Origin of the sequence: Acinetobacter baumannii (assembly GCF_009759685.1) — a bacterium.
In the GTDB taxonomy this organism is placed as follows: Bacteria; Pseudomonadota; Gammaproteobacteria; order Pseudomonadales; family Moraxellaceae; genus Acinetobacter; species Acinetobacter baumannii.
On record NZ_CP046654.1, the window covers coordinates 1,644,748 to 1,667,483 of the forward strand.

20 protein-coding genes, 5 tRNA genes and 1 pseudogene are annotated in these 22,736 nt (G+C 40.4%); all 26 read left to right on the forward strand.

Features of this window, described 5'->3' with window-relative positions; translation table 11 throughout:
- Positions 1 to 2: 2 nt before the first annotated feature.
- The 26 genes and pseudogenes from GO593_RS07830 (at position 3) to rpoB (ending at position 22,716) form a co-directional block, all read left to right on the forward strand.
- Positions 3 to 743 (forward strand): LytR/AlgR family response regulator transcription factor, encoded by a 741-nt coding sequence (locus GO593_RS07830; protein ID WP_000865988.1) that lies wholly within the window; start codon positions 3 to 5, stop codon positions 741 to 743.
- Positions 744 to 843: 100 nt separating this feature from the next.
- A complete protein-coding gene (hemC, locus tag GO593_RS07835) occupies positions 844 to 1,761 on the forward strand; it encodes a hydroxymethylbilane synthase (RefSeq protein WP_002159654.1) in 918 nt (305 codons plus the stop codon).
- A 4-nt stretch (positions 1,762 to 1,765) separates the two neighbouring features.
- Positions 1,766 to 2,533 carry a uroporphyrinogen-III synthase gene (locus GO593_RS07840; protein ID WP_000897410.1) on the forward strand — a complete coding sequence of 256 codons (768 nt, stop codon included), beginning with the start codon at positions 1,766 to 1,768 and terminating at the stop codon, positions 2,531 to 2,533.
- Between the two features lie 8 nt (positions 2,534 to 2,541).
- Complete coding sequence (locus GO593_RS07845; protein ID WP_001230200.1) at positions 2,542 to 3,381, forward strand: hypothetical protein; 840 nt, start codon at positions 2,542 to 2,544, stop codon at positions 3,379 to 3,381.
- A 9-nt stretch (positions 3,382 to 3,390) separates the two neighbouring features.
- Complete coding sequence (locus GO593_RS07850) at positions 3,391 to 4,584, forward strand: membrane protein (RefSeq protein WP_000681780.1); 1,194 nt, start codon at positions 3,391 to 3,393, stop codon at positions 4,582 to 4,584.
- A 7-nt stretch (positions 4,585 to 4,591) separates the two neighbouring features.
- Positions 4,592 to 5,033, forward strand: a pseudogene (locus GO593_RS07855) (acyl-CoA thioesterase).
- 194 nt (positions 5,034 to 5,227) lie between these two features.
- Positions 5,228 to 5,554 carry an H-NS histone family protein gene (locus GO593_RS07860; protein ID WP_000801427.1) on the forward strand — a complete coding sequence of 109 codons (327 nt, stop codon included), beginning with the start codon at positions 5,228 to 5,230 and terminating at the stop codon, positions 5,552 to 5,554.
- Between the two features lie 332 nt (positions 5,555 to 5,886).
- Complete coding sequence (gspN, locus tag GO593_RS07865; RefSeq protein ID WP_000730343.1) at positions 5,887 to 6,630, forward strand: type II secretion system protein N; 744 nt, start codon at positions 5,887 to 5,889, stop codon at positions 6,628 to 6,630.
- Positions 6,630 to 7,466 (forward strand): type II secretion system protein N, encoded by an 837-nt coding sequence (locus tag GO593_RS07870; RefSeq protein WP_000870031.1) that lies wholly within the window; start codon positions 6,630 to 6,632, stop codon positions 7,464 to 7,466. The genes gspN and GO593_RS07870 overlap by 1 nt, the downstream gene beginning before the upstream one ends.
- A 41-nt stretch (positions 7,467 to 7,507) precedes the next feature.
- Positions 7,508 to 9,778 (forward strand): type II secretion system secretin GspD, encoded by a 2,271-nt coding sequence (gene gspD / locus GO593_RS07875; protein WP_001196431.1) that lies wholly within the window; start codon positions 7,508 to 7,510, stop codon positions 9,776 to 9,778.
- Positions 9,779 to 9,818: 40 nt separating this feature from the next.
- Positions 9,819 to 10,448 carry an FHA domain-containing protein gene (locus GO593_RS07880; protein ID WP_000219966.1) on the forward strand — a complete coding sequence of 210 codons (630 nt, stop codon included), beginning with the start codon at positions 9,819 to 9,821 and terminating at the stop codon, positions 10,446 to 10,448.
- A 65-nt stretch (positions 10,449 to 10,513) separates the two neighbouring features.
- Positions 10,514 to 11,182 (forward strand): phosphoglycolate phosphatase, encoded by a 669-nt coding sequence (locus tag GO593_RS07885; protein ID WP_000109461.1) that lies wholly within the window; start codon positions 10,514 to 10,516, stop codon positions 11,180 to 11,182.
- A 108-nt stretch (positions 11,183 to 11,290) separates the two neighbouring features.
- Entirely contained in the window at positions 11,291 to 12,784 is a 1,494-nt protein-coding gene (gene trpE, locus GO593_RS07890; RefSeq protein WP_000209091.1) for an anthranilate synthase component I, read from the forward strand.
- Positions 12,785 to 12,882: 98 nt separating this feature from the next.
- Positions 12,883 to 12,958: transfer RNA gene (locus tag GO593_RS07895), tRNA-Thr, on the forward strand.
- A 56-nt stretch (positions 12,959 to 13,014) separates the two neighbouring features.
- A tRNA-Tyr gene (locus GO593_RS07900) sits at positions 13,015 to 13,098 on the forward strand.
- Between the two features lie 37 nt (positions 13,099 to 13,135).
- A tRNA-Gly gene (locus tag GO593_RS07905) sits at positions 13,136 to 13,211 on the forward strand.
- Between the two features lie 13 nt (positions 13,212 to 13,224).
- Positions 13,225 to 13,299 (forward strand) — tRNA-Thr (locus GO593_RS07910).
- A 163-nt stretch (positions 13,300 to 13,462) separates the two neighbouring features.
- A complete protein-coding gene (gene tuf / locus GO593_RS07915) occupies positions 13,463 to 14,653 on the forward strand; it encodes an elongation factor Tu (protein ID WP_001029610.1) in 1,191 nt (396 codons plus the stop codon).
- Between the two features lie 60 nt (positions 14,654 to 14,713).
- Positions 14,714 to 14,789: transfer RNA gene (locus tag GO593_RS07920), tRNA-Trp, on the forward strand.
- A 75-nt stretch (positions 14,790 to 14,864) separates the two neighbouring features.
- Positions 14,865 to 15,305 carry a preprotein translocase subunit SecE gene (gene secE, locus GO593_RS07925; protein WP_000063880.1) on the forward strand — a complete coding sequence of 147 codons (441 nt, stop codon included), beginning with the start codon at positions 14,865 to 14,867 and terminating at the stop codon, positions 15,303 to 15,305.
- 7 nt (positions 15,306 to 15,312) lie between these two features.
- Positions 15,313 to 15,846 (forward strand): transcription termination/antitermination protein NusG, encoded by a 534-nt coding sequence (gene nusG, locus GO593_RS07930; RefSeq protein ID WP_000832994.1) that lies wholly within the window; start codon positions 15,313 to 15,315, stop codon positions 15,844 to 15,846.
- A gap of 108 nt (positions 15,847 to 15,954) precedes the next feature.
- Positions 15,955 to 16,383, forward strand: a complete 429-nt coding sequence (gene rplK / locus GO593_RS07935) for a 50S ribosomal protein L11 (protein ID WP_001074682.1) — start codon at positions 15,955 to 15,957, stop codon at positions 16,381 to 16,383.
- A 3-nt stretch (positions 16,384 to 16,386) separates the two neighbouring features.
- Positions 16,387 to 17,082: a 50S ribosomal protein L1 gene (gene rplA, locus GO593_RS07940; protein ID WP_001096694.1), complete on the forward strand. Its 696-nt coding sequence runs from the start codon at positions 16,387 to 16,389 to the stop codon at positions 17,080 to 17,082.
- A 319-nt stretch (positions 17,083 to 17,401) separates the two neighbouring features.
- On the forward strand, positions 17,402 to 17,908 hold the full coding sequence (gene rplJ / locus GO593_RS07945; protein WP_001196213.1) for a 50S ribosomal protein L10: 507 nt from the start codon (positions 17,402 to 17,404) through the stop codon (positions 17,906 to 17,908).
- Between the two features lie 42 nt (positions 17,909 to 17,950).
- The gene (gene rplL, locus GO593_RS07950; protein ID WP_001229360.1) at positions 17,951 to 18,322 is read left to right on the forward strand and encodes a 50S ribosomal protein L7/L12; all 372 of its coding nucleotides are present in this window, start codon (positions 17,951 to 17,953) and stop codon (positions 18,320 to 18,322) included.
- Positions 18,323 to 18,627: 305 nt separating this feature from the next.
- A complete protein-coding gene (rpoB, locus tag GO593_RS07955; protein WP_000331899.1) occupies positions 18,628 to 22,716 on the forward strand; it encodes a DNA-directed RNA polymerase subunit beta in 4,089 nt (1,362 codons plus the stop codon).
- Positions 22,717 to 22,736 lie beyond the last annotated feature (20 nt).

The window sequence follows — 22,736 nt, forward strand, 5'->3', positions numbered from 1 at the left end:
GAATGAAGGTGCTAATTTGTGATGACGAACCACTTGCAGTGGAACGATTGTCACGTTTAGTTTCAAAGATGGGACATGAGGTTGTTGCAGCAGCTCATCATGGCCAAGATGCCTTGGAACAGGCACGGCTTCATCACCCAGATGTGATTTTACTTGATATCCAGATGCCGGGTATGAATGGTCTCGTCTGTGCTGAGCAATTAAGCCAACTTAATCCTCGACCTGCCATAGTGTTTTGCACAGCTTATGATCAGCATGCATTGGAGGCATTTAAGTCACAAGCACAAGCTTATCTTCTTAAGCCCATTGATCCTCAAGAGCTGGAGCAGACATTTAAGCAATTAACCCAGCTAACGCAAGCGCAGCTCAGCGCTTTGCCTAAACCTGAGCTTTTACAGGATTTAAAAACACAACGTCATCAAATTGCTGCTAAAACCTATCGTGGGGTTGAGCTAATTCCTGTTGAAAATATCTATTACTTTTTAGCAGATCAGAAATATGTCACGGTACGTCATAAAAATGGCAGCGTATTGATTGACGAAACACTTAAAGAACTTGAAACTGAGTTCGCAGATCAGTTCATCCGTATTCACCGTAATGCATTGGTCTCGATTACTTATTTAGATGGTTTGGAGCTAGTAAGTTCGGGCCAATATCAGGTTCGCTTACGTGGCTTAGATGAAAGACTTTCCGTAAGCCGCCGTCATTTATCTACCCTTAGAGAGCGGATACACCAACTTTAACCTGTATTCATCTTATTTTTGCTTGTGAGATTTTACTTGCAATTTTAAGGGATCAAGTTAAGTTTAGGGTGTATTGTTTGACCAGCCCATGCTTGAATTTATGAAAACCTTGAAAATTGCTACACGACAAAGCCCACTTGCTCTTTGGCAGGCAGAACATATTCGTGCCCGTTTACAGGAGCTTCACCCAGATTTAACGGTGGAGTTGGTCAAGTTTGTCACGCAGGGCGATAAAATTTTAGATACACCTTTAGCAAAAATTGGTGGCAAAGGTTTGTTCGTTAAAGAATTGGAAGCAGCACTTTTAGATGGTCGTGCGGATCTTGCTGTACATTCAATGAAAGATGTTCCGATGGCATTACCAGAAGGTTTAACTTTGGCCGTAATTTGCGAACGTGAAGATCCGTTAGATGCTTTTGTTTCGAATCAATTTGAAAAATTTGCTGATTTGCCGCAAGGAGCAAAAGTTGGCACCTCAAGTTTACGTCGTAAATCACAAATTTTAAAACAACGTCCAGATCTACAAATTATTGATTTACGTGGTAATGTCGGTACCCGCTTAGCGAAGCTAGACGATGGTCAATATGATGCCATTATCTTGGCGAGTGCTGGTTTAAAACGTTTAGGATTGGCAGAACGCATTCGCCACTGTATTGAGCCAAGTGTAAGTTTGCCTGCGGTTGGTCAGGGCGCTCTTGGTTTGGAATGCCGTGCAGATGATCAAGAAGTGTTGGCTTTAATTCAGCCACTTCTACACCCAGAGACAGATGTATGTGTACGTGCTGAGCGAGCATTCAATGCTTATCTTGAAGGTGGTTGTCAGGTGCCGATTGCAGGTTATGCAACACTCCAAGATGGTAAAATTCATATTGAAGGCCGTGTAGGTAGTGTTGATGGGCAAACATTATTACGGGCTGAGCTTACAGATGAAGCGAATAATGCTCAGCAATTAGGTGAAAACCTTGCTCGGAACTTACTTGATCAAGGCGCTGGTGATTTATTAAAGGCCCTTTACTAACGCTATGTTGTTTATTAATACCCGACCTGATTCGCGTGCGGCTGAATTAACTCATGCTTTGCAGAAGAAGGGGTTTCAGGTCGAGTCTTTACCTCTTTTAGAACTGGTTGCTCAACCTTTTTCAGAATCACTCTCTCAACTCTATCAGCAGTTAACTGGTGCACAAGCGATTGTAGTGGTTAGTCCTACTGCTGTTGATGTGGGGATGCAGTATTTAACACAAAGTGGTTTAAAAATAGATGAGCTAAAACATATTCAATGGATTGCGGTGGGACAGGCGACGGCTAATCGTCTTCACGACTATGGGATTGAAGCGCATGTTCCTGAGGTTGAAACTTCCGAGGGAATGCTTAACTTACCTCTCCTTCATCGTATGCAAAAATCAGGTAGCGTGGCTTTTTGGAGAGGTGAAGGCGGCCGTCAATTTATGATGGAAACTTTGCAACAGCAAGGAATTCAGATTTTAAATTTTGTTCTATATCGCCGGCAGTGTCCGCAAGCTTCATATTCGACATTCAAACATCTGACACAGAATTCAAATTATAATTTAGATAAATGGCTCGTCTTAATTACTAGTGAGGCGAGCTGGAAATACTGGTTAGAGCTTTGTTTAAAAAATAAGGCACAACCTGATTGCGTATATTTAGTTTTAGGACCACGCCTTTTTCAACTTGTTAAAGACTATCGCGATCAGCAACAAGCTCATTTTCACATTATTCAACTTGAAAATTTATCGCCTTCGGGGATGATTCATCACATTCAGGCATTATAAGGATTCGTATGAGAAAACTTGTTTCTATCATCATTTTGCTGGGCATTGCTTGGGTGGCTAAGCTCAGCTACGATATGTGGCAAATTTCTCGTACCGTTCCTGAACTTCAGCAAAGCTTGCTGCAATCTGAACAGCAATATGCCAATTTGAATGATCAATTGGTTGCTTTACAAAGACAAATTCAAAATCAACCAAGTCATAATTCTAAAACAACGCCTTTAGCAACGACAGAAGTTGTTCAAACCGGAATTGCACCGACCGTATTAATTAAACAAAAATTAGAGTTAATCCAGTTTGCAATTGACCAACAGCAATTTATTTATGCTGTAGATCATCTAACCCAACTACAGCAAACCCTACCACAATATGGAATTGCTCCCGCATTACAACACAGCTTAAATCAGGCTCTTGAGCAAGATAAGCAGGCCATTCAACAATTTGTACTTGCTCAAAATCAGCGACATCAACTCATTGATGATTTACTTCAGAATATTGATAAAAATATTCAGCAAGCCTTAAAGCAGCCTAAATTTGAGATGGACCAATCCGAGGCTGTGTCATGGTGGAAAAAATGGTTCCGTATTGAGAAAGTAGAAACGCCGTCTATTAATTTAATGAACCGAAGTGTAGTGCTTAAAGAAGTGCAATTAAGGCTATTAATTGCTGAGCAAGCTTTAAACCAAGGAAAAATGGCTGAATATCAAAATGAGTTGCAGACAGTAATGCAAAAACTAAATGAATTACCCGATGCAACTAGCCAACAACTCAAAAACCGTATTGCTAAAGTGGCACATTTATCTGTAGTGCCTGTTCCTAAATTATCGATACTTGGTCTAATCGGCTCATAAGGAGGACACATGAAGCATCTCCTGTGGGTTTACTTTTTAATTAGCTTAGTCCTGTTTGCAGCCTTGGCCTTATTCAGTTATGGCTATGGTATGGGTTATGTCTATATTTACTGGCGGCAATTGCAATTGCAAACAAATGTATGGGGATTAGTCCTTACGTTTGTTGTGATGAGCTTTATTGCTCAGGTGATATGGCTTTGGATTAAGCGTTATTCTTCTCGGGAACAAAGAAAGAGAGAGAATATTTTTCAGTTTAAAAATCTTCATCCATATGAACAATTAGGTATTGTCTGGTTATTAGAGGCTGCTGAAGATCAACGGGTATTTATCGAACGTGTTTTTACTCAATCAGGCCTTCTAAAAAATATTATTGATGCCAAATTTCTAGTTTTAAGTGGAGATTACCAAAAAGCTTTAGAGGCCTTGGATCAATCCCCACCAATGGCTTTTGAGTTAGCAGAATTACAGCGTATTGAAATATTCTTGGCACAAAACGAAGCTGAACGTGCCTTAACCCATCTTGAGTTTTTATATCAGCATCAGTTATCGCCATGGCTTGAAGAGATTGAGACAGCATATCAACAACGTTTAACGGCGCTTTGGGGCCAGCTTGCTTTACAACAACCATGGGTATACTTGCGTTCTATGAAATATGGTTTGTTGGACGCTGAACATCGTGATTTATGGTTACAACAATTACTTCAACAGTTTGATCAAGCTTCAATTGATGATTTACAAGCACTGCAACAGCGCTATCTGGATTTAGAGTCAGAAATTCAAACCAGACCTTATAGCAGTAAATTGTTATGGTTAAAACTTTTGGCCCGTATGCCAGAAATGAGTATTCAGCATGAAGCATTAACCTTGCATTTACTCAAAGAGCAATTCGATCCGGACGTATTTTACTTATGGTTTCAGCAACAATTGCTTAAGCAGGTTCCTGACTATGCCGATGTCGAAGAAAAGATTAATCAATTTGAATCTCAATATATGAATTTGCCAGTTTTAACATTTGCAAAATGGCATGTTTACATGGCAACAGGTCGTCAAGCTGAAGCAGAAATATTATTAAGTTTATATCCAGATAATATTTTAATGAGCTATTTACGTATTAAATCAACCTTAAAAGAAGATGATGAGTTAATCAAACAGTTAAACCTAATCTTTGAAAATGATGCGAATTTTTTAAAATTTAAAATCTGAGGTAAAAATGAAAGAACTGTCTGTCTACCCTGTAATATACGACCAGAAAGTAGCATGGGGAGATATGGGATGCTTTTGGTCATGTCAATAATGTGCAATATTATAGATATATTGAAAGCTCACGTATTTTATATATGGAAAATGTAAATATATTGACTCCAAATATATATACTGTTGTTGCTTCAAGTCAGTGCAAATATTTAAAACCTGTGTTTTATCCAGATGTATTGAAAGTAGGGGTTCGTGTAGAAGAGCTACGTAAGAGCGCGTTCCGTATGGCTTATATATTATGGAGTGAATCTCAGCAGCAAATCGTTGCTACAGGTGAAGCAGTTATGGTTTGTGTGAATAAAATGACAGGATTAAAATGTGAAATACCAAGTGAAGTAAAAAGTAAAATTATTGAATTAGAAAAATCAGTTGGGCATGATTTAATACATTTAGCTTAAATAAATATTAAGAAAATATATTACAATTATAATTACTAATGTAATTAAAAAGTAAATTTATAGCGTTATTCTGATGAACTTGACTTTCAAACTATTGCTTATTGAATAGATTATAAATACTATTGGTTATGATTTAATGTTTTTAAATTTTGTCTGTATTATTTGAATTGTCAGTAAGACTGGAGTATTTATTAATGAAACCGGATATTAGTGAATTATCTGTTGAAGAGTTAAAACGCTTACAAGAAGAAGCAGAAGCTTTAATTGCAAGCAAAAAAGATCAAGCAATCGAAGATGCTTATAATCAAATTATCGAAATTGCTGAAAATGTAGGTTTTAGTGTTGAACAGCTTCTAGAATTTGGCGCTCAAAAACGTAAGAAAACAACACGTAAATCTGTAGAACCACGTTACCGTAACAAAAACAATGCTGAAGAGACTTGGACTGGTCGCGGTAAACAACCACGTTGGTTAGTTGCTGAAATTGAAAAAGGTGCAAAACTTGAAGATTTCTTAATCTAATTGTATTGCCTCTTAAAAAGCCAAGCGATTCTGCTTGGCTTTTTTATTTTTAAAAAGAATTAAAAAAATTTTATTTTAAATATGAATATTCAATAAGGTGCTTGAATTCCTAATTAAGAGCATTGTTGAGACTAAATTTTCATTTAGCAAGATCAATCGTAAATTTCATGATTTTGTCATACGTTCAACTTATAGTCTTTAGCGAGACGCCAAGCCCGATTGCTTGGTTTTTTTATATGAAGTGAATTGGCGATGTTGAAAAAGTATGCATAATGTCAGACTAGAGAGGAACTCTCATATAAGGATGATAATTTGCATGTTGGTAAGGCTGAATGAAGAAAAAGTCTAAGCAATGGAAGTGGTGGTTTTTTGCCCTCATTGCATTTTTAATTTTTATTATTTTACAGATTCCGGCGACTTGGCTTATCTCTAAATTTTCAAAGAATAATCAAACTGTCCATAATGTAAGTGGCAACATCTGGCAGGGGCAGGCAGACTGGCACCGTGGAGCGTTACGAGGCACTATCCACTGGAAAACGAGACCGCTAGACTTACTTTTATTACGCTTTGCTGCAGATGTTGATATTCATAGTGGTAATACGCAATTAACGGGGATTATGGCGTATGGTTTTGGAAAAAAAGTTATTGTAAGGGATATGAATGGCCAGATTGCTCCAGAAACACTGAAGCAAATTGTAAATTGGCAATGGCCTGTAAACAGTATTCAACTTAAAGATATCCAATTTAATTATAAAAAAGAGCAAGGCTTTGCGGCAGTTGATGGGCAATTGCATTGGGGTGGTGGGGCGCTCATTTATAATATTGGTGATCGTCAAGATCGTATGAATATGCCTTCTTTAAGTGGGCAATTAACTGACCAGAACGGACAGCTACAAGTGGACATCCGTGATCAGCGTAATCAAAAAATGGCCAATCTTTTACTAGATGCCAATATGATGCTGGATGTTCAGCTCACACAGCGTTTATTACTCAATGTTCCATCATATGACGGTAAAGCTGGTTTGGATACTTTTGTCATTAGTTCTCGCCAACCATTATTACAAGGTGGTAACTAATGAAAGTATGGATTGATAAATTACAGCAATTGCAATGGCAAAAATTAGATCGACTGAGTGTAGTGGTCCTTGCCATTTTAATTTTATGGTTATGCTGGAAACTCGCTTCATTTTTTTGGTTGGTGATTGCGCCTCCTCAACTGATGCAATTTGATCGGGTAGAACTCGGTTCTCAACAACCACAAATACCAAATATTAGTACTTTTTCACTTTTTAACGAACCTTCTGCCAATGCGGCTCAAGAAAGCGTGAATTTAGAATTGCAGGGTGTAATGGTCGGCTATCCAAACCGGTTTTCCTCTGCTGTTATTAAAATTGATAATACTGCTGAGCGTTATCGAGTTGGTGAAACCATTGGTTCAACTTCTTACCAATTGGCAGAGGTGTATTGGGATCATGTTGTGTTGAGTCAAGGAAATGGCAGTACCCGTGAACTTCAGTTCAAAGGTTTGCCAAATGGTTTATATCAACCGATGACTCCGGATGCTTCACAACAAAGTGCTACACCGTCTCAACCTACAGAGCCTATGAATACGGCCCAACAGGCATTGGGACAAGCGATCCAGCAGATGCAAGGTAACCGAGAGCAATACCTCCGAGATATGGGGGTAAGTGGTAACTCAGGTGAAGGCTATGAAGTTACAGAACGTACACCGACTGCACTTAGAAATAAGTTAGGTTTAAGACCTGGCGATCGAATTGTCTCTTTGAATGGTCAAACGGTTGGGCAAGGGCAAACGGATGTGCAATTACTTGAGCAGGCTCGTCGAGCAGGGCAAGTAAAAATAGAAATAAAACGTGGTGATCAAGTGATGACCATACAACAAAATTTTTAGTGATAACACGTCACCATAAGAGTTAGGAAATATCGCGAGTTATGGCTTTATTGAATCATCAACGTCCACTTTGGGCATTACTTGCAGCAGCCCCATTGATTGCGACAGTAAGTAGCAGTGCCTATGCCCAAACATGGAAGATCAATTTACGTGATGCTGACTTAACTGCCTTTATTAATGAAGTTGCAGACATTACAGGAAAGAACTTCGCTGTAGATCCGAGAGTACGTGGTAATGTCACGGTTATTTCTAATAAGCCATTAAATAAAGATGAAGTTTATGACCTATTTCTTGGGGTCTTAAATGTAAACGGGGTGGTTGCAATTCCTTCTGGTAATACCATTAAGCTTGTACCGGATAGCAATGTTAAAAACTCGGGAATTCCTTATGATTCTAGAAATAGGGTCCGTGGTGATCAAATCGTTACACGTGTGATTTGGCTGGAAAATACTAATCCAAATGACTTAATTCCAGCACTCCGTCCCTTAATGCCGCAATTTGCACATATGGCGGCAATTGCAGGAACCAATGCACTTATTGTTTCTGATAGAGCTGCGAATATTTATCAACTTGAAAATATTATTCGTAACTTGGATGGAACTGGGCAAAATGATATTGAAGCGATCACGCTTCAGTCGAGCCAAGCAGAAGAAATTATTACCCAGCTTGAAGCGATGAGCGCAACAGGTGCATCTAAAGATTTTAGTGGTGCCCGTATTCGTATTATTGCTGATAATCGGACAAACCGTATTTTAATAAAAGGTGATCCGCAAACACGTAAACGTATTCGTCATATGATTGAGATGCTGGATGTACCTTCGGCAGACCGTTTAGGTGGCTTAAAAGTTTTCCGTTTGAAATATGCCAGTGCTAAAAACTTGTCTGAAATTTTGCAAGGCTTAGTCACAGGACAGGCAGTATCTTCATCGAATAATAGTAATAATTCATCTAACTCATCGAATCCGATTAATAGTTTAATTGGTAATAACCAGAATTCTGGTTCAAATACATCCGGTTCAAGTGGTACCTCAATTTCAACTCCTGCAATTAACCTAAACGGTAATTCGAACAGTAGTAATCAGAACAATATCACCAGCTTTAATCAAAACGGTGTGAGTATTATTGCAGATAATGCTCAGAACTCATTGGTAGTTAAAGCTGATCCCCAATTAATGCGTGAAATTGAGTCTGCAATTCAGCAACTTGACGTTCGCCGTCAACAAGTACTCATCGAAGCTGCAATTATTGAAGTCTCTGGTAAAGATGCGGATCAGTTGGGGGTGCAATGGGCTCTTGGTGATATTAATAGTGGTATAGGCTTGATTAATTTTACAAATGCGGGTTCAAGTTTAGCTTCGCTGGCAGCTGGCTATTTAACAGGAGGAGCTGCTGGTTTGGGAAGCGCAATTGGTGCTGGTAGCTCAATCGCACTAGGAAAATATAAAGAAGGTGCAGATGGTTCTCGTCAACTTTATGGAGCTCTAATCCAAGCTTTAAAAGAGAATACAGCTTCTAATTTATTGTCTACTCCTTCTATTGTGACTATGGATAATGAGGAGGCTTATATTGTTGTAGGTCAAAACGTTCCATTTGTAACAGGTTCGGTTACTACCAATAGTACAGGTATTAATCCCTATACAACTGTGGAGCGTAAAGATGTCGGTGTAACATTAAAAGTCATTCCTCATATTGGTGAGAATGGTACAGTTCGCCTTGAAATTGAACAGGAAGTTTCAAATGTTCAAGCAAGTAAAGGACAAGCAGCGGACTTAATTACCAATAAACGTGCTATTAAAACGGCTGTATTAGCCGAACATGGCCAAACAGTAGTTTTAGGTGGTTTAGTTTCAGATGATGTTGAGTTTAACCGTCAGGGCATTCCTGGTTTAAGTAGTATTCCTTATTTAGGACGTTTATTCCGCTCAGATACTCGAAGCAATACTAAACGTAACCTTCTCGTTTTTATTCACCCAACAATTGTGGGCGATGCAAATGATGTACGCCGTTTATCTCAGCAGCGCTATAATCAACTTTATAGCTTGCAATTGGCTATGGATAAAAATGGCAACTTTGCAAAATTACCTGAGCAAGTTGATGATATTTATAATCAAAAAATGACCCCACCGAGTATTGCCTCTAAGCCAAAAAATTACCAACAGGTTCCATCAGGTGGTAAAAGTTCGACCATAACTACGCCGGTAGCTGTAGAACCTACCGTCCAAAAGCAAACACTACAGTTGCCTGATCCTGAAATTAATCGTACTAAAAATACAGTAACAACAACGACACTGCGTCCAAGCACAGCGCCGTAGTAGCATGTTATGATTAATAAAAAATGAATAGGACATAGGCATGACTTGGAAATTACAAGCAATTACTGGTGAATTTACTGGCCAAGAAATTAATGTTGATCGTGATATGTTGGTGGGACGTCATCAAGATGCTGATTTATTACTACAGGCTGCTGAAATTTCACGTCGCCATGCAGCATTGCTGTTAAAAGATCAAGCGCTATGGGTGCAAGACCTTAATTCATCGAATGGTACGTTTGTAAACGATATTCGTATTGAGCAAGAAAAACAGTTGCATGATGGTGATATTGTTCAATTCGCAAGTTTAAAATTTTCAGTTTTCGCCCCTGCACAAGAAAATACTGATTTACCTGAAATTGAGGTGGAGCCAGTACAAACTGCACCGATACAAGATTTAAGCGATCAAGGTATGCCAAGTATTGCGGAGCGTGCAGCAGAAACTGAAGTGAGTCGTGATGGAATGCCTCAGCGAGTTTCTGTGCCAAAACCCGCACCGATTCCTGAAGGGGTGGATATTCATGCTCAGCCAGAACAAACTCCTGTTGCTATTGAGGAGCCAGTTTCTCGGGTTACTGAAGAGAAAGAGCAGCAAAAGAATGCATCTATTGGTCTAGTGACCATTATTATTTTAGTGATTTTAGCTGTATTGGCGTGGTTATTCTTTAAATAATTCGTTGGTGCTTTTACAATCAAGGCATGCTAAACGCATGCCTTTTTAATTTTGAGTAGAAGAAAATGTCTGTTGCACAACTAAGTAAGCGCGATTTAATTTTATTTGATCTAGATGGAACGTTGGTTGACTCCGCTGCCGATTTATATCGGTCTATGAACTTAAGTCTGCAATCACTCAGTTGGCCATTGGTAACAGAAGCACAAATACGGGAATGGGTAGGTAAAGGGGCTTCAAAACTTTGTGAAAGTGTTCTGCTTCATATATTTGGAAAATTAGATGTTGAACAACATGAAGTTTTATTACAGAAATTTGTAGAGGTATATGGTGCGGAGCTGTGTGTGAATACTCAAATTTACCCAGGCGTACCTGAGTTTTTAAAACATTGCCAAACTTTGAATATTAAAATGGCATGTGTGACTAATAAGCCTGTCAAACTTGCTCAAGGGTTACTGGATGCGCTAGAGCTTTCTTCTTATTTTCAAGTTGTACTTGGAGGAGATAGCTTACCTGAAAGAAAGCCGCACCCACTACCATTATTGCATTGCATGGAAAGCCTAAAAATATCTGCTTCACAATCATTAATGATTGGCGACTCAAGTAATGATATTGAAGCTGCACGCCGTGCTGGAATTGATTGTATTGTGGTTAGCTATGGCTATAATCATGGAGAGAATATCTATGATTGCCAACCTCAGCAAGTTGTTGATAGTCTTGCTGAGTTAATTGTCTAATGAAGAAAATGGAGATAAGAATGAATAAGCGTATGGTTTTTCGATGGCGTGTCTAAACCGAATCTAGAAAAACACACTTTTAAATCGAAACCATATTAGAGAAGATTCATGACTACATTAGCGCAATTCGAGCAACTTAAGGCTGCTGGTTACAATACTATTCCTGTTTATCGTCAACGTTTAGCGGATACAGAAACCCCATTATCTGTTTTTGCTCGTTTTAAGGATCAAACACAGGCTTACTTATTTGAGTCTGTTGAAGGGGGTGAAAACTGGGCGCGCTACTCTATGATTGGTTTAGGGGAAACAACAGTTTTTTCCTGTAACGCTGGCGTTTTATCTATACAACATGCTAACGGATCAGTAACACAGCAAAATTGTCTAGACCCATTCCAATATATCCGCGAATTCCAAAAACAATTTAAAGTTCCTACGGCTAAACTCTTACCAGACTTACCAAGTTTTACGGGCGGCTTGGTGGGTTATTTGGGCTACGATGCTGTCCGCTACATCGAGCCACGTTTAAAGAATGTACCTGCGGCTGATCCGATTACGCTGCCAGATTTATGGTTGATGCTCTCAAAGACAGTCATTGTTTTTGACAATCTTAAAGATACGCTATTTTTAATTGTGCATGCGGATACAGAGCAGAGTAATGCTTATGAAGACGCTCAACAAAAATTAGATCAATTAGAACAGTTGTTGGCGACTCCAGTTAGTTTGCAAGCGCGACCACATACGCCTCCGCATTTTGAATCAATTACTGGTAAAGCAAAATTCTTAGAGACGGTAGAGAAGGTTAAAGAATATATTCGTGCAGGCGATGTGATGCAGGTTGTACCTGGGCAGCGTATGGTTTCTGATTTTGATGGAGAAGCTTTACAGGTTTACCGTGCATTACGTCATTTAAATCCATCACCTTATCTATTCTTGGTTCAAGGACAAACGATTACTGATAAAAAACCATTTCATATTGTTGGTTCATCACCGGAAATTTTATCTCGTTTAGAAAATGGTATTGCTACAGTTCGACCTTTGGCAGGAACTAGACCGCGCGGTAAAACTAAAGAAGAAGATATAGCATTAGAAAAAGATTTGCTTTCTGATGAAAAAGAGATTGCTGAACATTTAATGCTGATTGATCTTGGGCGAAACGATGTAGGGCGCGTATCAAAAATAGGTAAGGTCCAAGTTACGGATCAAATGGTGATCGAGCGCTATTCACATGTCATGCATATTGTTTCAAATGTACAAGGTGAAGTGCGTGATGATATCGATGCACTTGATGTATTTAAAGCCACCTTTCCGGCAGGAACGTTATCAGGTGCCCCAAAAATTCGTGCAATGGAAATTATTGATGAAGTAGAGCCTGTGAAAAGAGGAGTTTTTGGCGGGGCTGTTGGTTATTTGGGATGGCATGGTGAAATGGATATGTCGATTGCAATCCGTACTTGTGTTATCCGTGACAAAAAGGTGTATGTACAGGCTGGTGCAGGGCTAGTTGCTGACTCAAATCCAGAATCTGAGTGGAATGAAACCCAAATAAAAGCTCGCGCAGTGATCAAAGCGGTTGAATTATCATCAAACGGATTGATTTTATGAGTTTTTAGCGGTTTTTTTAAAAAAACCGCTTGCATCGTTTGGAAGTTTTGCTAAACTGCACACCGTTCCGATACGAAACGTACGAAACACTAAGAAACGCCGGCATAGCTCAGTTGGTAGAGCAACTGACTTGTAATCAGTAGGTCCACAGTTCGAATCCGTGTGCCGGCACCATTTTAAAGTGTTAAGTTAATTGAGTAAAGAACGGCACTGTAGATAAGTGCGATATTGGTGAGATTCCCGAGCGGCCAAAGGGGGCAGACTGTAACTCTGTTGCGAAAGCTTCGAAGGTTCGAATCCTTCTCTCACCACCATCTCTAAACTTCGAGTGAAGTGGTTATTACCAACGTTGCGGGAGTAGCTCAGTTGGTAGAGCGGCAGCCTTCCAAGCTGCATGTCGCGAGTTCGATCCTCGTCTCCCGCTCCATCGAAGGATAGTCGCTCTTATAGCTCAGTGGTAGAGCACTCCCTTGGTAAGGGAGAGGTCTCGAGTTCAAATCTCGATAAGAGCTCCAGATATTAAAGTTTAATGTGGATTTCCACAAAGTTTTCAAAAAGCAGGCTATATAGTCTGCTTTTCAAGTATTAGGTGTCTAGTTTTTTTTAGGCGATATGTCGATAAACTGAGTTAGCTCAGCGCCATTTGTAGGTGGTTCGACGTAAACGAGGAAGATCATCATGGCTAAAGCCAAGTTTGAACGTAATAAACCACACGTAAACGTGGGTACAATCGGTCACGTTGACCATGGTAAAACAACTTTAACTGCTGCGATTGCAACAATTTGTGCAAAAACTTACGGCGGTGAAGCGAAAGATTACTCACAAATCGACTCAGCACCTGAAGAAAAAGCACGTGGTATTACAATTAATACATCACACGTAGAATACGATTCTCCAACTCGTCACTACGCACACGTTGACTGCCCAGGCCACGCCGACTACGTTAAAAACATGATCACTGGTGCTGCTCAGATGGACGGCGCGATCCTTGTATGTGCTGCAACTGACGGTCCAATGCCACAAACTCGTGAGCACATCCTTCTTTCTCGTCAGGTAGGTGTACCTTACATCATCGTATTCTTAAACAAATGCGACCTTGTTGATGACGAAGAATTACTTGAATTAGTAGAAATGGAAGTACGTGAACTTCTTTCTACTTATGACTTCCCAGGTGATGACACTCCAGTAATCCGTGGTTCAGCTCTTGCAGCGCTTAACGGTGAAGCTGGTCCTTACGGTGAAGAATCAGTTCTTGCTCTTGTAGCAGCACTTGACTCTTACATCCCAGAGCCAGAGCGTGCAATCGACAAAGCATTCTTGATGCCAATCGAAGACGTATTCTCAATTTCTGGTCGTGGTACAGTAGTAACAGGCCGTGTTGAAGCTGGTATCATCAAAGTTGGTGAAGAAGTAGAGATCGTTGGTATTAAAGATACAGTTAAAACAACTGTAACTGGCGTAGAAATGTTCCGTAAACTTCTTGACGAAGGCCGTGCAGGTGAGAACTGTGGTATCTTACTTCGTGGTACTAAGCGTGAAGAAGTACAACGTGGTCAAGTACTTGCTAAACCAGGTACAATCAAGCCGCACACTAAATTCGACGCAGAAGTATACGTACTTTCTAAAGAAGAAGGTGGTCGTCACACTCCATTCTTAAATGGTTACCGTCCACAGTTCTACTTCCGTACAACTGACGTAACTGGTGCAATCCAGTTGAAAGAAGGCGTTGAAATGGTAATGCCAGGTGACAACGTTGAAATGTCAGTAGAATTAATCCACCCAATCGCAATGGACCCAGGTCTACGTTTTGCAATCCGTGAAGGTGGTCGTACTGTAGGTGCTGGTGTTGTTGCTAAAGTAACTGCATAAGCATAATATAGTGACGAATTACGTCTCAAGTTGAGAGCTTTGGCTCTCAACTTGCTTTATAGGTCAGTAGTTCAATTGGTAGAGCGTCGGTCTCCAAAACCGAATGTTGGGGGTTCGAGTCCCTCCTGACCTGCCATATTTTGAAATAAAAAGCTTGATGCTGGCTTAGTTGTTCATATAATAAGTCGCGAGTTCTACGACGAGTACAAAAATGTCGAATGATAAATCGCGTGACGCATTGAGCGACGCGCCAATTCCTCAAAGAAATAATTCTGCTGAAGTTGTTCGTTCTGGTTCGCCTTTAGATATCGTTCTATGGGTGATAGCAATTGCATTATTGCTCTCGGCTACCATGGTGAATCAGCATTTACCAGCGTATTGGGCCCCTGCAAATGATGTTTGGGTGCGCGTTGGGGTAATTTTTGCTTGTATCGTTGTGGCTTTAGGTTTATTATACGCCACCCATCAAGGTAAAGGCTTCGTTCGTTTGCTGAAAGATGCACGAGTCGAATTGCGTCGAGTAACTTGGCCAACAAAACAAGAAACAGTCACAACATCGTGGCAGGTTCTATTGGTTGTAGTTGTTGCATCATTAGTTTTATGGTGTTTTGACTATGGTTTGGGTTGGTTAATTAAGTTGATTATCGGGTAAAAGAGCTATGAAACGTTGGTACATTATTCATGCCTATTCTGGTTATGAAAAACAAGTGATGCGTTCACTTAAAGAACGAATCCAGCGTAGCGCTGTTGCCGATAGCTTTGGTGATGTCCTTGTTCCTACCGAAGAAGTGGTAGAAATGAAGGATGGTAAGAAGCGTAAATCTGAGCGTAAATTCTTTCCTGGCTATGTGTTAGTTGAAATGGAAATGAATGACGATACTTGGCACATTGTTAAAGAGTGTCCAAAAGTATTAGGTTTTATTGGTGGTACACCTGAAAAACCTGCGCCAATCACTCAACGTGAAGCAGATGCGATTCTTGCGCGTGTACGTAATACTGGTGAAGCCCCACGTCCTAAGACGATGTTTGAGCCAGGTGAAGAATTACTTGTTATTGACGGTCCATTCACAGACTTTAAAGGTGTGGTGGAAGAGGTTCAATACGATAAGTCACGTTTAACGTTGACGATTAACGTGTTTAATCGACCAACTCAGGTTGAACTCGAATTTCGCCAAGTCGAAAAAACGATTTAATCTTAATTGGTTGAAAAGCGCCCGATTTTATCGGGCATTGTTGTTGTAACAGTATTGTTACGTAGAAATTGGGGAGCCTAACGGCGTTTGTACCCAGAGGTATTTAAAATGGCTAAGAAGATTGACGGCTATATCAAGCTGCAAGTTCCAGCTGGTAAAGCAAATCCATCTCCACCGATTGGTCCTGCACTAGGTCAACGTGGTGTAAACATCATGGCGTTCTGTAAAGAATTCAATGCTGCTACACAAAAAGTTGAACCAGGTCTTCCAATCCCTGTAGTGATTACTGTGTACAACGACAAGTCGTTCACATTCATCATGAAAACTCCTCCAGCTTCTATTCTTCTTAAGAAAGCTGCTGGTATCCAAAAGGGTTCATCTGTACCTAACAAAACTAAAGTTGGTAAGTTGACTCGTGCTCAATTAGAAGAAATCGCGACTACTAAAGAACCAGACTTAACTGGTGCTGACTTAGACGCGCGTGTTCGTACCATCGCTGGTTCTGCACGTTCTATGGGCTTGGAAGTGGAGCTATAAGACATGGCAAAGTTAACTAAACGTCAAAAAGCCATTGCTGCTGCTGTTGAAGCGAACAAAGTTTACACTTTGGAAGAAGCAGTACAGGTTCTTAACAGCTTGCCTGCTGCAAAGTTCAAAGAATCTTTAGACATCTCTGTAAACCTTGGCGTAGATCCACGTAAATCTGATCAGGTTGTTCGTGGTGCGACTACATTACCTGCAGGTACTGGTAAAACTGTACGTGTAGCTGTATTTGCTCAAGGCGCGCAAGCAGAAGCTGCGAAAGAAGCTGGTGCTGATGTTGTAGGTTTTGATGACCTTGCTGAAAGCATCCAAGGTGGAAACCTTGACTTTGATGTTGTAATCGCTGCTCCTGATGCTATGCGTGTTGTTGGTAAGCTCGGTACAATTCTTGGTCCACGTGGTTTAATGCCAAACCCTAAAGTTGGTACTGTAACTCCTGATGTTGCTGGCGCTGTTAAAAACGCTAAATCTGGTCAGGCACGTTACCGTGTAGACAAAGCGGGTATTATTCACGCTGCGATTGGTCAAGTTGGCTTTGATGCTGCTGCAATCCGTCAAAACGTTGAAACTTTAGTTGCTGACTTGAAAAAGTTAAAACCTGCAACTTCTAAAGGTGTATACATCAAGAAGATCACTTTGAGCTCAACTATGGGTCCTGGTCTTACTGTTGATGTAAACAACGTTTCTAACTAAGTTTTAACTTGGTTAAGTAAAGAATTTTAAAGTCCTGATGAGGATTAAGCATAAAACAGAAAAGTTATTTCTGCTTTTGCTTCGGTAGAGTAAAGCTTTATCTATTACTTATCAGGCGGACTTTGAATTGATAAATGAGAATTTATCAGCGTCAAAGACCTCAGGCGAAAAGACGTTATTTTCGAATAGCGATTTTCTTAATAAACCAGCCTGCGTAGACGCGGTGGTGTGATTTGTTCCTCCTCCGCGTGTAAGTCGAAAGACTTACGAACTGGGAGTGTGCCCATTGGGTACATAAATCACCTTAGGAGGTTTTACAATGGCTCTTCTTATTGAAGACAAAAAACAGATCGTTGCAGAAGTAAGTGAAGTTGCTTCTAAAGCGTTTGCAGCCGTTGTTGCTGACTATCAAGGTTTAAGCGTAGAGCAATTAACAACACTTCGTGTTGAAGCTCGTAAGTTAGGTGTAACTACACGTATTGTACGTAACACTTTGGCTAAACGCGCATTTCAAGGTACTCAGTTTGATATCTTGAACGACAACCTTGTTGGTCCAACAATTCTAGGTTTTTCAACTTCTGAAGATGACATGGGTGCAGCTGCACGCTTGTTCGAAGAATTTGCTAAAACTAACAAAGCATTTGAATTAAAAGCTGCTGCATTTGACGGCAAAGTTTATCAAGGTGCTGATGTTAGCGTTATTGCTAATCTTCCGAACCAAGAGAAAGCGCTTACTATGCTTGCCTCTGTCCTTCAAGCTCCTATTTCGAAATTGGGTCGCCTCATTACAGCACTCAAAGAGAAAAACGAGTCAGAAGCTGCTTAATCAATTTTACACACCATTCAATATCCATTTGGAGTTATTCTCATGGCTTTAACTAACGAAGAAATCTTAAATGCAGTTGCTGAAAAAACTGTTCTTGAACTTGTTGAATTAATTTCTGCTTTCGAAGAGAAATTCAACGTATCTGCAGCTGCTGTAGCTGTTGCTGCTCCAGCTGGTGGCGCTGCTGCTGCTGCTGAAGAACAATCTGAATTCAACGTTGAGTTGACTTCTTTCGGTGCTAACAAAGTAGCTGTAATTAAAGCTGTTCGTGAAGCAACTGGTCTTGGTCTTAAAGAAGCTAAAGACTTAGTTGAAGGCGCTCCTCAAGTTCTTAAAGAAGGCGTTTCTAAAGAAGAAGGCGAAGAACTTAAGAAGAAACTTGAAGAAGCTGGTGCTACAGTTACACTTAAGTAATTGTAAAAGGAGTCGGTTTTTAAATCGGCTCCATAAAATGGCTGATGGCTCTTGGGTCATCAGCCTTTTTGCGTTACAATAATCGGCTCGATTTTTGTTAGTTTTGTTTGGTTTTTAGAGAAAGCCTAAATAAAATAAATAAATTCAAATGCTTACCAATATTTTTCATTTTTAAAAATATTGTTAAGCGTTTTTATACCACTAAAAATTGCAGCATTTGTAAACAGTGGTGGCCATATCGGCCTGCGTAATTCCTTCTGAGCCCGTTCTGCAGGCGGGCTTGGTTTACTTTCCGAGGACTCCAGATGGCATACTCATATACCGAAAAGAAACGGATCCGTAAGAATTTTGGTAAATTGCCCCAAGTAATGGATGCACCGTACTTATTATCGATTCAGGTCGATTCGTACAGAACATTCTTGCAAGATGGCAAATCACCAAAAAACCGCGAAGATATCGGTCTCCAAGCCGCATTTCGTTCAGTTTTTCCTATCGAAAGTTATTCTGGCAATGCTGCTTTAGAATTTGTTGAGTATAGCCTTGGTAAACCTGAGTTCGATGTACGCGAATGTATTCTTCGTGGCTCGACTTATGCGGCACCAATGCGCGTTAAAATTCGTTTGATTATTAAAGATCGCGAAACTAAATCAATTAAAGACGTACGCGAACAAGAAGTCTATATGGGTGAAATTCCGCTCATGACTGAAAATGGTACCTTTGTTATCAACGGTACTGAGCGTGTAATCGTATCTCAATTACACCGTTCGCCAGGCGTATTCTTTGACCATGATAAAGGTAAGACCCACTCAAGTGGTAAAGTGTTGTATTCAGCACGTATCATTCCTTACCGTGGTTCATGGTTAGACTTCGAATTTGATGCAAAAGACTTAGTTTACGTACGTATCGACCGTCGTCGTAAATTACTTGCTACAGTTGTGTTACGTGCACTAGGTTATAACAATGAACAGATCTTGAATTTGTTCTATGAAAAAGTACCTGTGTATCTTGACATGGGTAGCTATCAAATTGACCTTGTACCTGAGCGTTTACGTGGTGAAATGGCTCAATTTGATATTACTGACAATGAAGGTAAAGTCATTGTTGAGCAAGGTAAACGTATTAATGCTCGTCACGTACGTCAAATGGAAGCTGCAGGTTTAACTAAGCTTTCAGTTCCTGATGAATACTTATATGAGCGTATCACTGCTGAAGATATTACTTTACGTGATGGTGAAGTAATTGCTGCAAATACTCTGTTAAGCCATGAAGTAATGGTGAAGTTGGCAGAAGGCGGTGTTAAGCAATTTAATATCTTGTTCACTAACGATATTGACCGTGGTTCATTCGTAGCTGATACATTACGTGCTGACTTGACGCGTGATCGTGAAGAAGCATTAGTAGAAATCTACAAAGTAATGCGTCCAGGCGAGCCACCAACAAAAGAAGCTGCTGAAAACTTATTCAATAACTTGTTCTTCTCTTCTGAACGCTATGACTTATCTCCAGTAGGTCGTATGAAGTTCAACCGTCGTTTAGGTCGTCCTTACGAAGTTGGTACTGATCAGAAGTCACGCGAAGTTGAAGGTATTTTATCGCACGAAGATATTATCGATGTATTACGTACATTGGTTGAAATCCGTAACGGTAAAGGTGAAGTCGACGATATCGACCACTTAGGTAACCGTCGTGTACGTTCTGTTGGTGAAATGACAGAGAACCAATTCCGTGTAGGTTTAGTTCGTGTTGAGCGTGCTGTTAAAGAGCGTTTAAGCCAAGCAGAAACAGATAACTTGTCTCCACAAGATTTGATTAATGCAAAACCAGTTGCTGCTGCAATCAAAGAATTCTTTGGTTCAAGCCAGTTATCTCAGTTTATGGACCAAAACAACCCATTATCTGAGATTACACATAAACGTCGTGTATCTGCGCTTGGTCCTGGTGGTTTAACACGTGAACGTGCAGGCTTCGAAGTACGTGACGTACACCAAACTCACTATGGTCGTGTTTGTCCAATTGAAACTCCTGAAGGTCCAAACATTGGTTTGATCAACTCGCTTTCTGTATACGCAAAAGCGAATGACTTCGGTTTCTTGGAAACACCATACCGCAAAGTTGTAGATGGTCGTGTAACTGATGATGTTGAATATTTATCTGCAATTGAAGAAGTAGGTACTGTTATTGCACAGGCCGACTCTGCAGTAGATAAAGATGGCAACTTAACAGAAGAATTCGTTTCTGTTCGTCATCAAGGTGAATTCGTACGTATGCCGCCTGAAAAAGTAACGCATATGGACGTTTCTGCACAGCAGGTAGTATCTGTTGCTGCATCACTTATTCCATTCCTTGAACACGATGACGCAAACCGTGCGCTCATGGGTTCAAACATGCAACGTCAGGCAGTTCCTACTTTACGTGCGGATAAACCGCTTGTAGGTACAGGTATGGAAGCGAACGTTGCACGTGACTCTGGTGTGTGTGTAATCGCAAACCGTGGCGGTGTAATTGAATATGTAGATGCTTCTCGTATCGTTATTCGTGTAAACGAAGATGAAATGGTTGCAGGTGAGGCGGGTGTAGATATCTATAACCTCATCAAATATACGCGTTCAAACCAAAATACTTGTATTAACCAAAATGTTATCGTGAACTTGGGCGACAAAGTTGCTCGTGGTGACATCTTGGCAGACGGTCCGTCAACAGACATGGGTGAACTTGCGCTTGGTCAAAACATGCGTGTAGCGTTCATGACATGGAATGGTTACAACTACGAAGACTCGATCTTGTTATCTGAGCGTGTACTTCAAGAAGACCGTTTAACCTCTATTCACATTCAAGAATTGTCATGTGTAGCACGTGATACTAAGTTAGGTGCAGAAGAAATTACTGCCGATATTCCTAACGTAGGTGAAGCTGCGCTTTCTAAACTTGATGAATCAGGTATCGTTTATATCGGTGCTGAAGTTACTGCTGGTGACATCTTAGTTGGTAAAGTAACGCCTAAAGGTGAAACTCAGTTAACTCCTGAAGAAAAACTGCTTCGTGCAATTTTTGGTGAGAAAGCAGCTGACGTTAAAGACTCATCTTTACGTGTTCCATCTGGTACTAAAGGTACAGTTATTGACGTTCAAGTCTTCACTCGTGATGGCTTAGAGAAAGATGACCGTGCTTTAGCAATTGAAAAAGCACAGCTTGATTCTTACCGTAAAGACTTGAAAGAAGAATACAAGATCTTCGAAGAAGCGGCTCGTGAGCGTGTAATTCGTTTGCTTAAAGGCCAAGAGTCTAATGGCGGTGGTTCAACTAAACGTGGTGATAAACTTTCTGAAGATTTATTATCTGGTTTAGAGCTTGTTGATTTACTTGAAATTCAACCAGCAGATGAAGCAATCGCTGAGCGTTTAACTCAAATTCAAGTGTTCTTGAAAGAGAAGAGCGCAGAAATCGATGAGAAATTCGCTGAGAAGAAACGTAAGCTTGCCACAGGTGATGAATTAACGACTGGCGTATTAAAAGTTGTTAAGGTTTACTTAGCTGTTAAACGTCGTATTCAGCCTGGTGATAAGATGGCTGGTCGTCACGGTAACAAGGGTGTTGTATCTAACATCTTACCTGTTGAAGACATGCCACATGATGCTAACGGTGTGCCGGTAGATATCGTATTGAACCCGCTGGGTGTACCATCTCGTATGAACGTGGGTCAGATTCTAGAGACTCACTTGGGTATGGCGGCTAAAGGGCTTGGTGACAAAATCGAAAAAATGTTGAAAGAACAACGTACAGTTTTAGAACTGCGCGAATTCTTAGACAAGATTTATAACAAAGTCGGCGGTGAGCAAGAAGATCTTGATAGCTTGACTGATGAAGAAATTCTAGCGCTTGCAGGTAACTTGCGTGCGGGTGTGCCTTTAGCTACTCCTGTATTTGATGGTGCTGAAGAAAGTCAAATTAAAGACTTACTTGAATTGGCTGACATTTCACGTACGGGTCAAACAGTATTGTTTGACGGACGTACAGGTGAACAGTTTGACCGTCCAGTAACTGTTGGTTACATGTACATGCTTAAATTGAACCACTTGGTTGATGACAAGATGCATGCGCGTTCAACTGGTTCTTACTCACTTGTTACACAACAACCGCTTGGTGGTAAAGCACAATTCGGTGGTCAGCGTTTCGGTGAGATGGAAGTGTGGGCACTTGAAGCATACGGTGCAGCATATACACTCCAAGAAATGCTTACAGTGAAGTCGGATGATGTTGAAGGCCGTACTCGCATCTATAAGAATATTGTAGATGGTAACCATTATATGGATCCGGGTATGCCTGAATCGTTCAACGTATTGACCAAAGAGATCCGTTCTTTAGGTATCAACATTGAACTAAAAAATGGTGACTAAGTCGTAAGACTCACGATTTT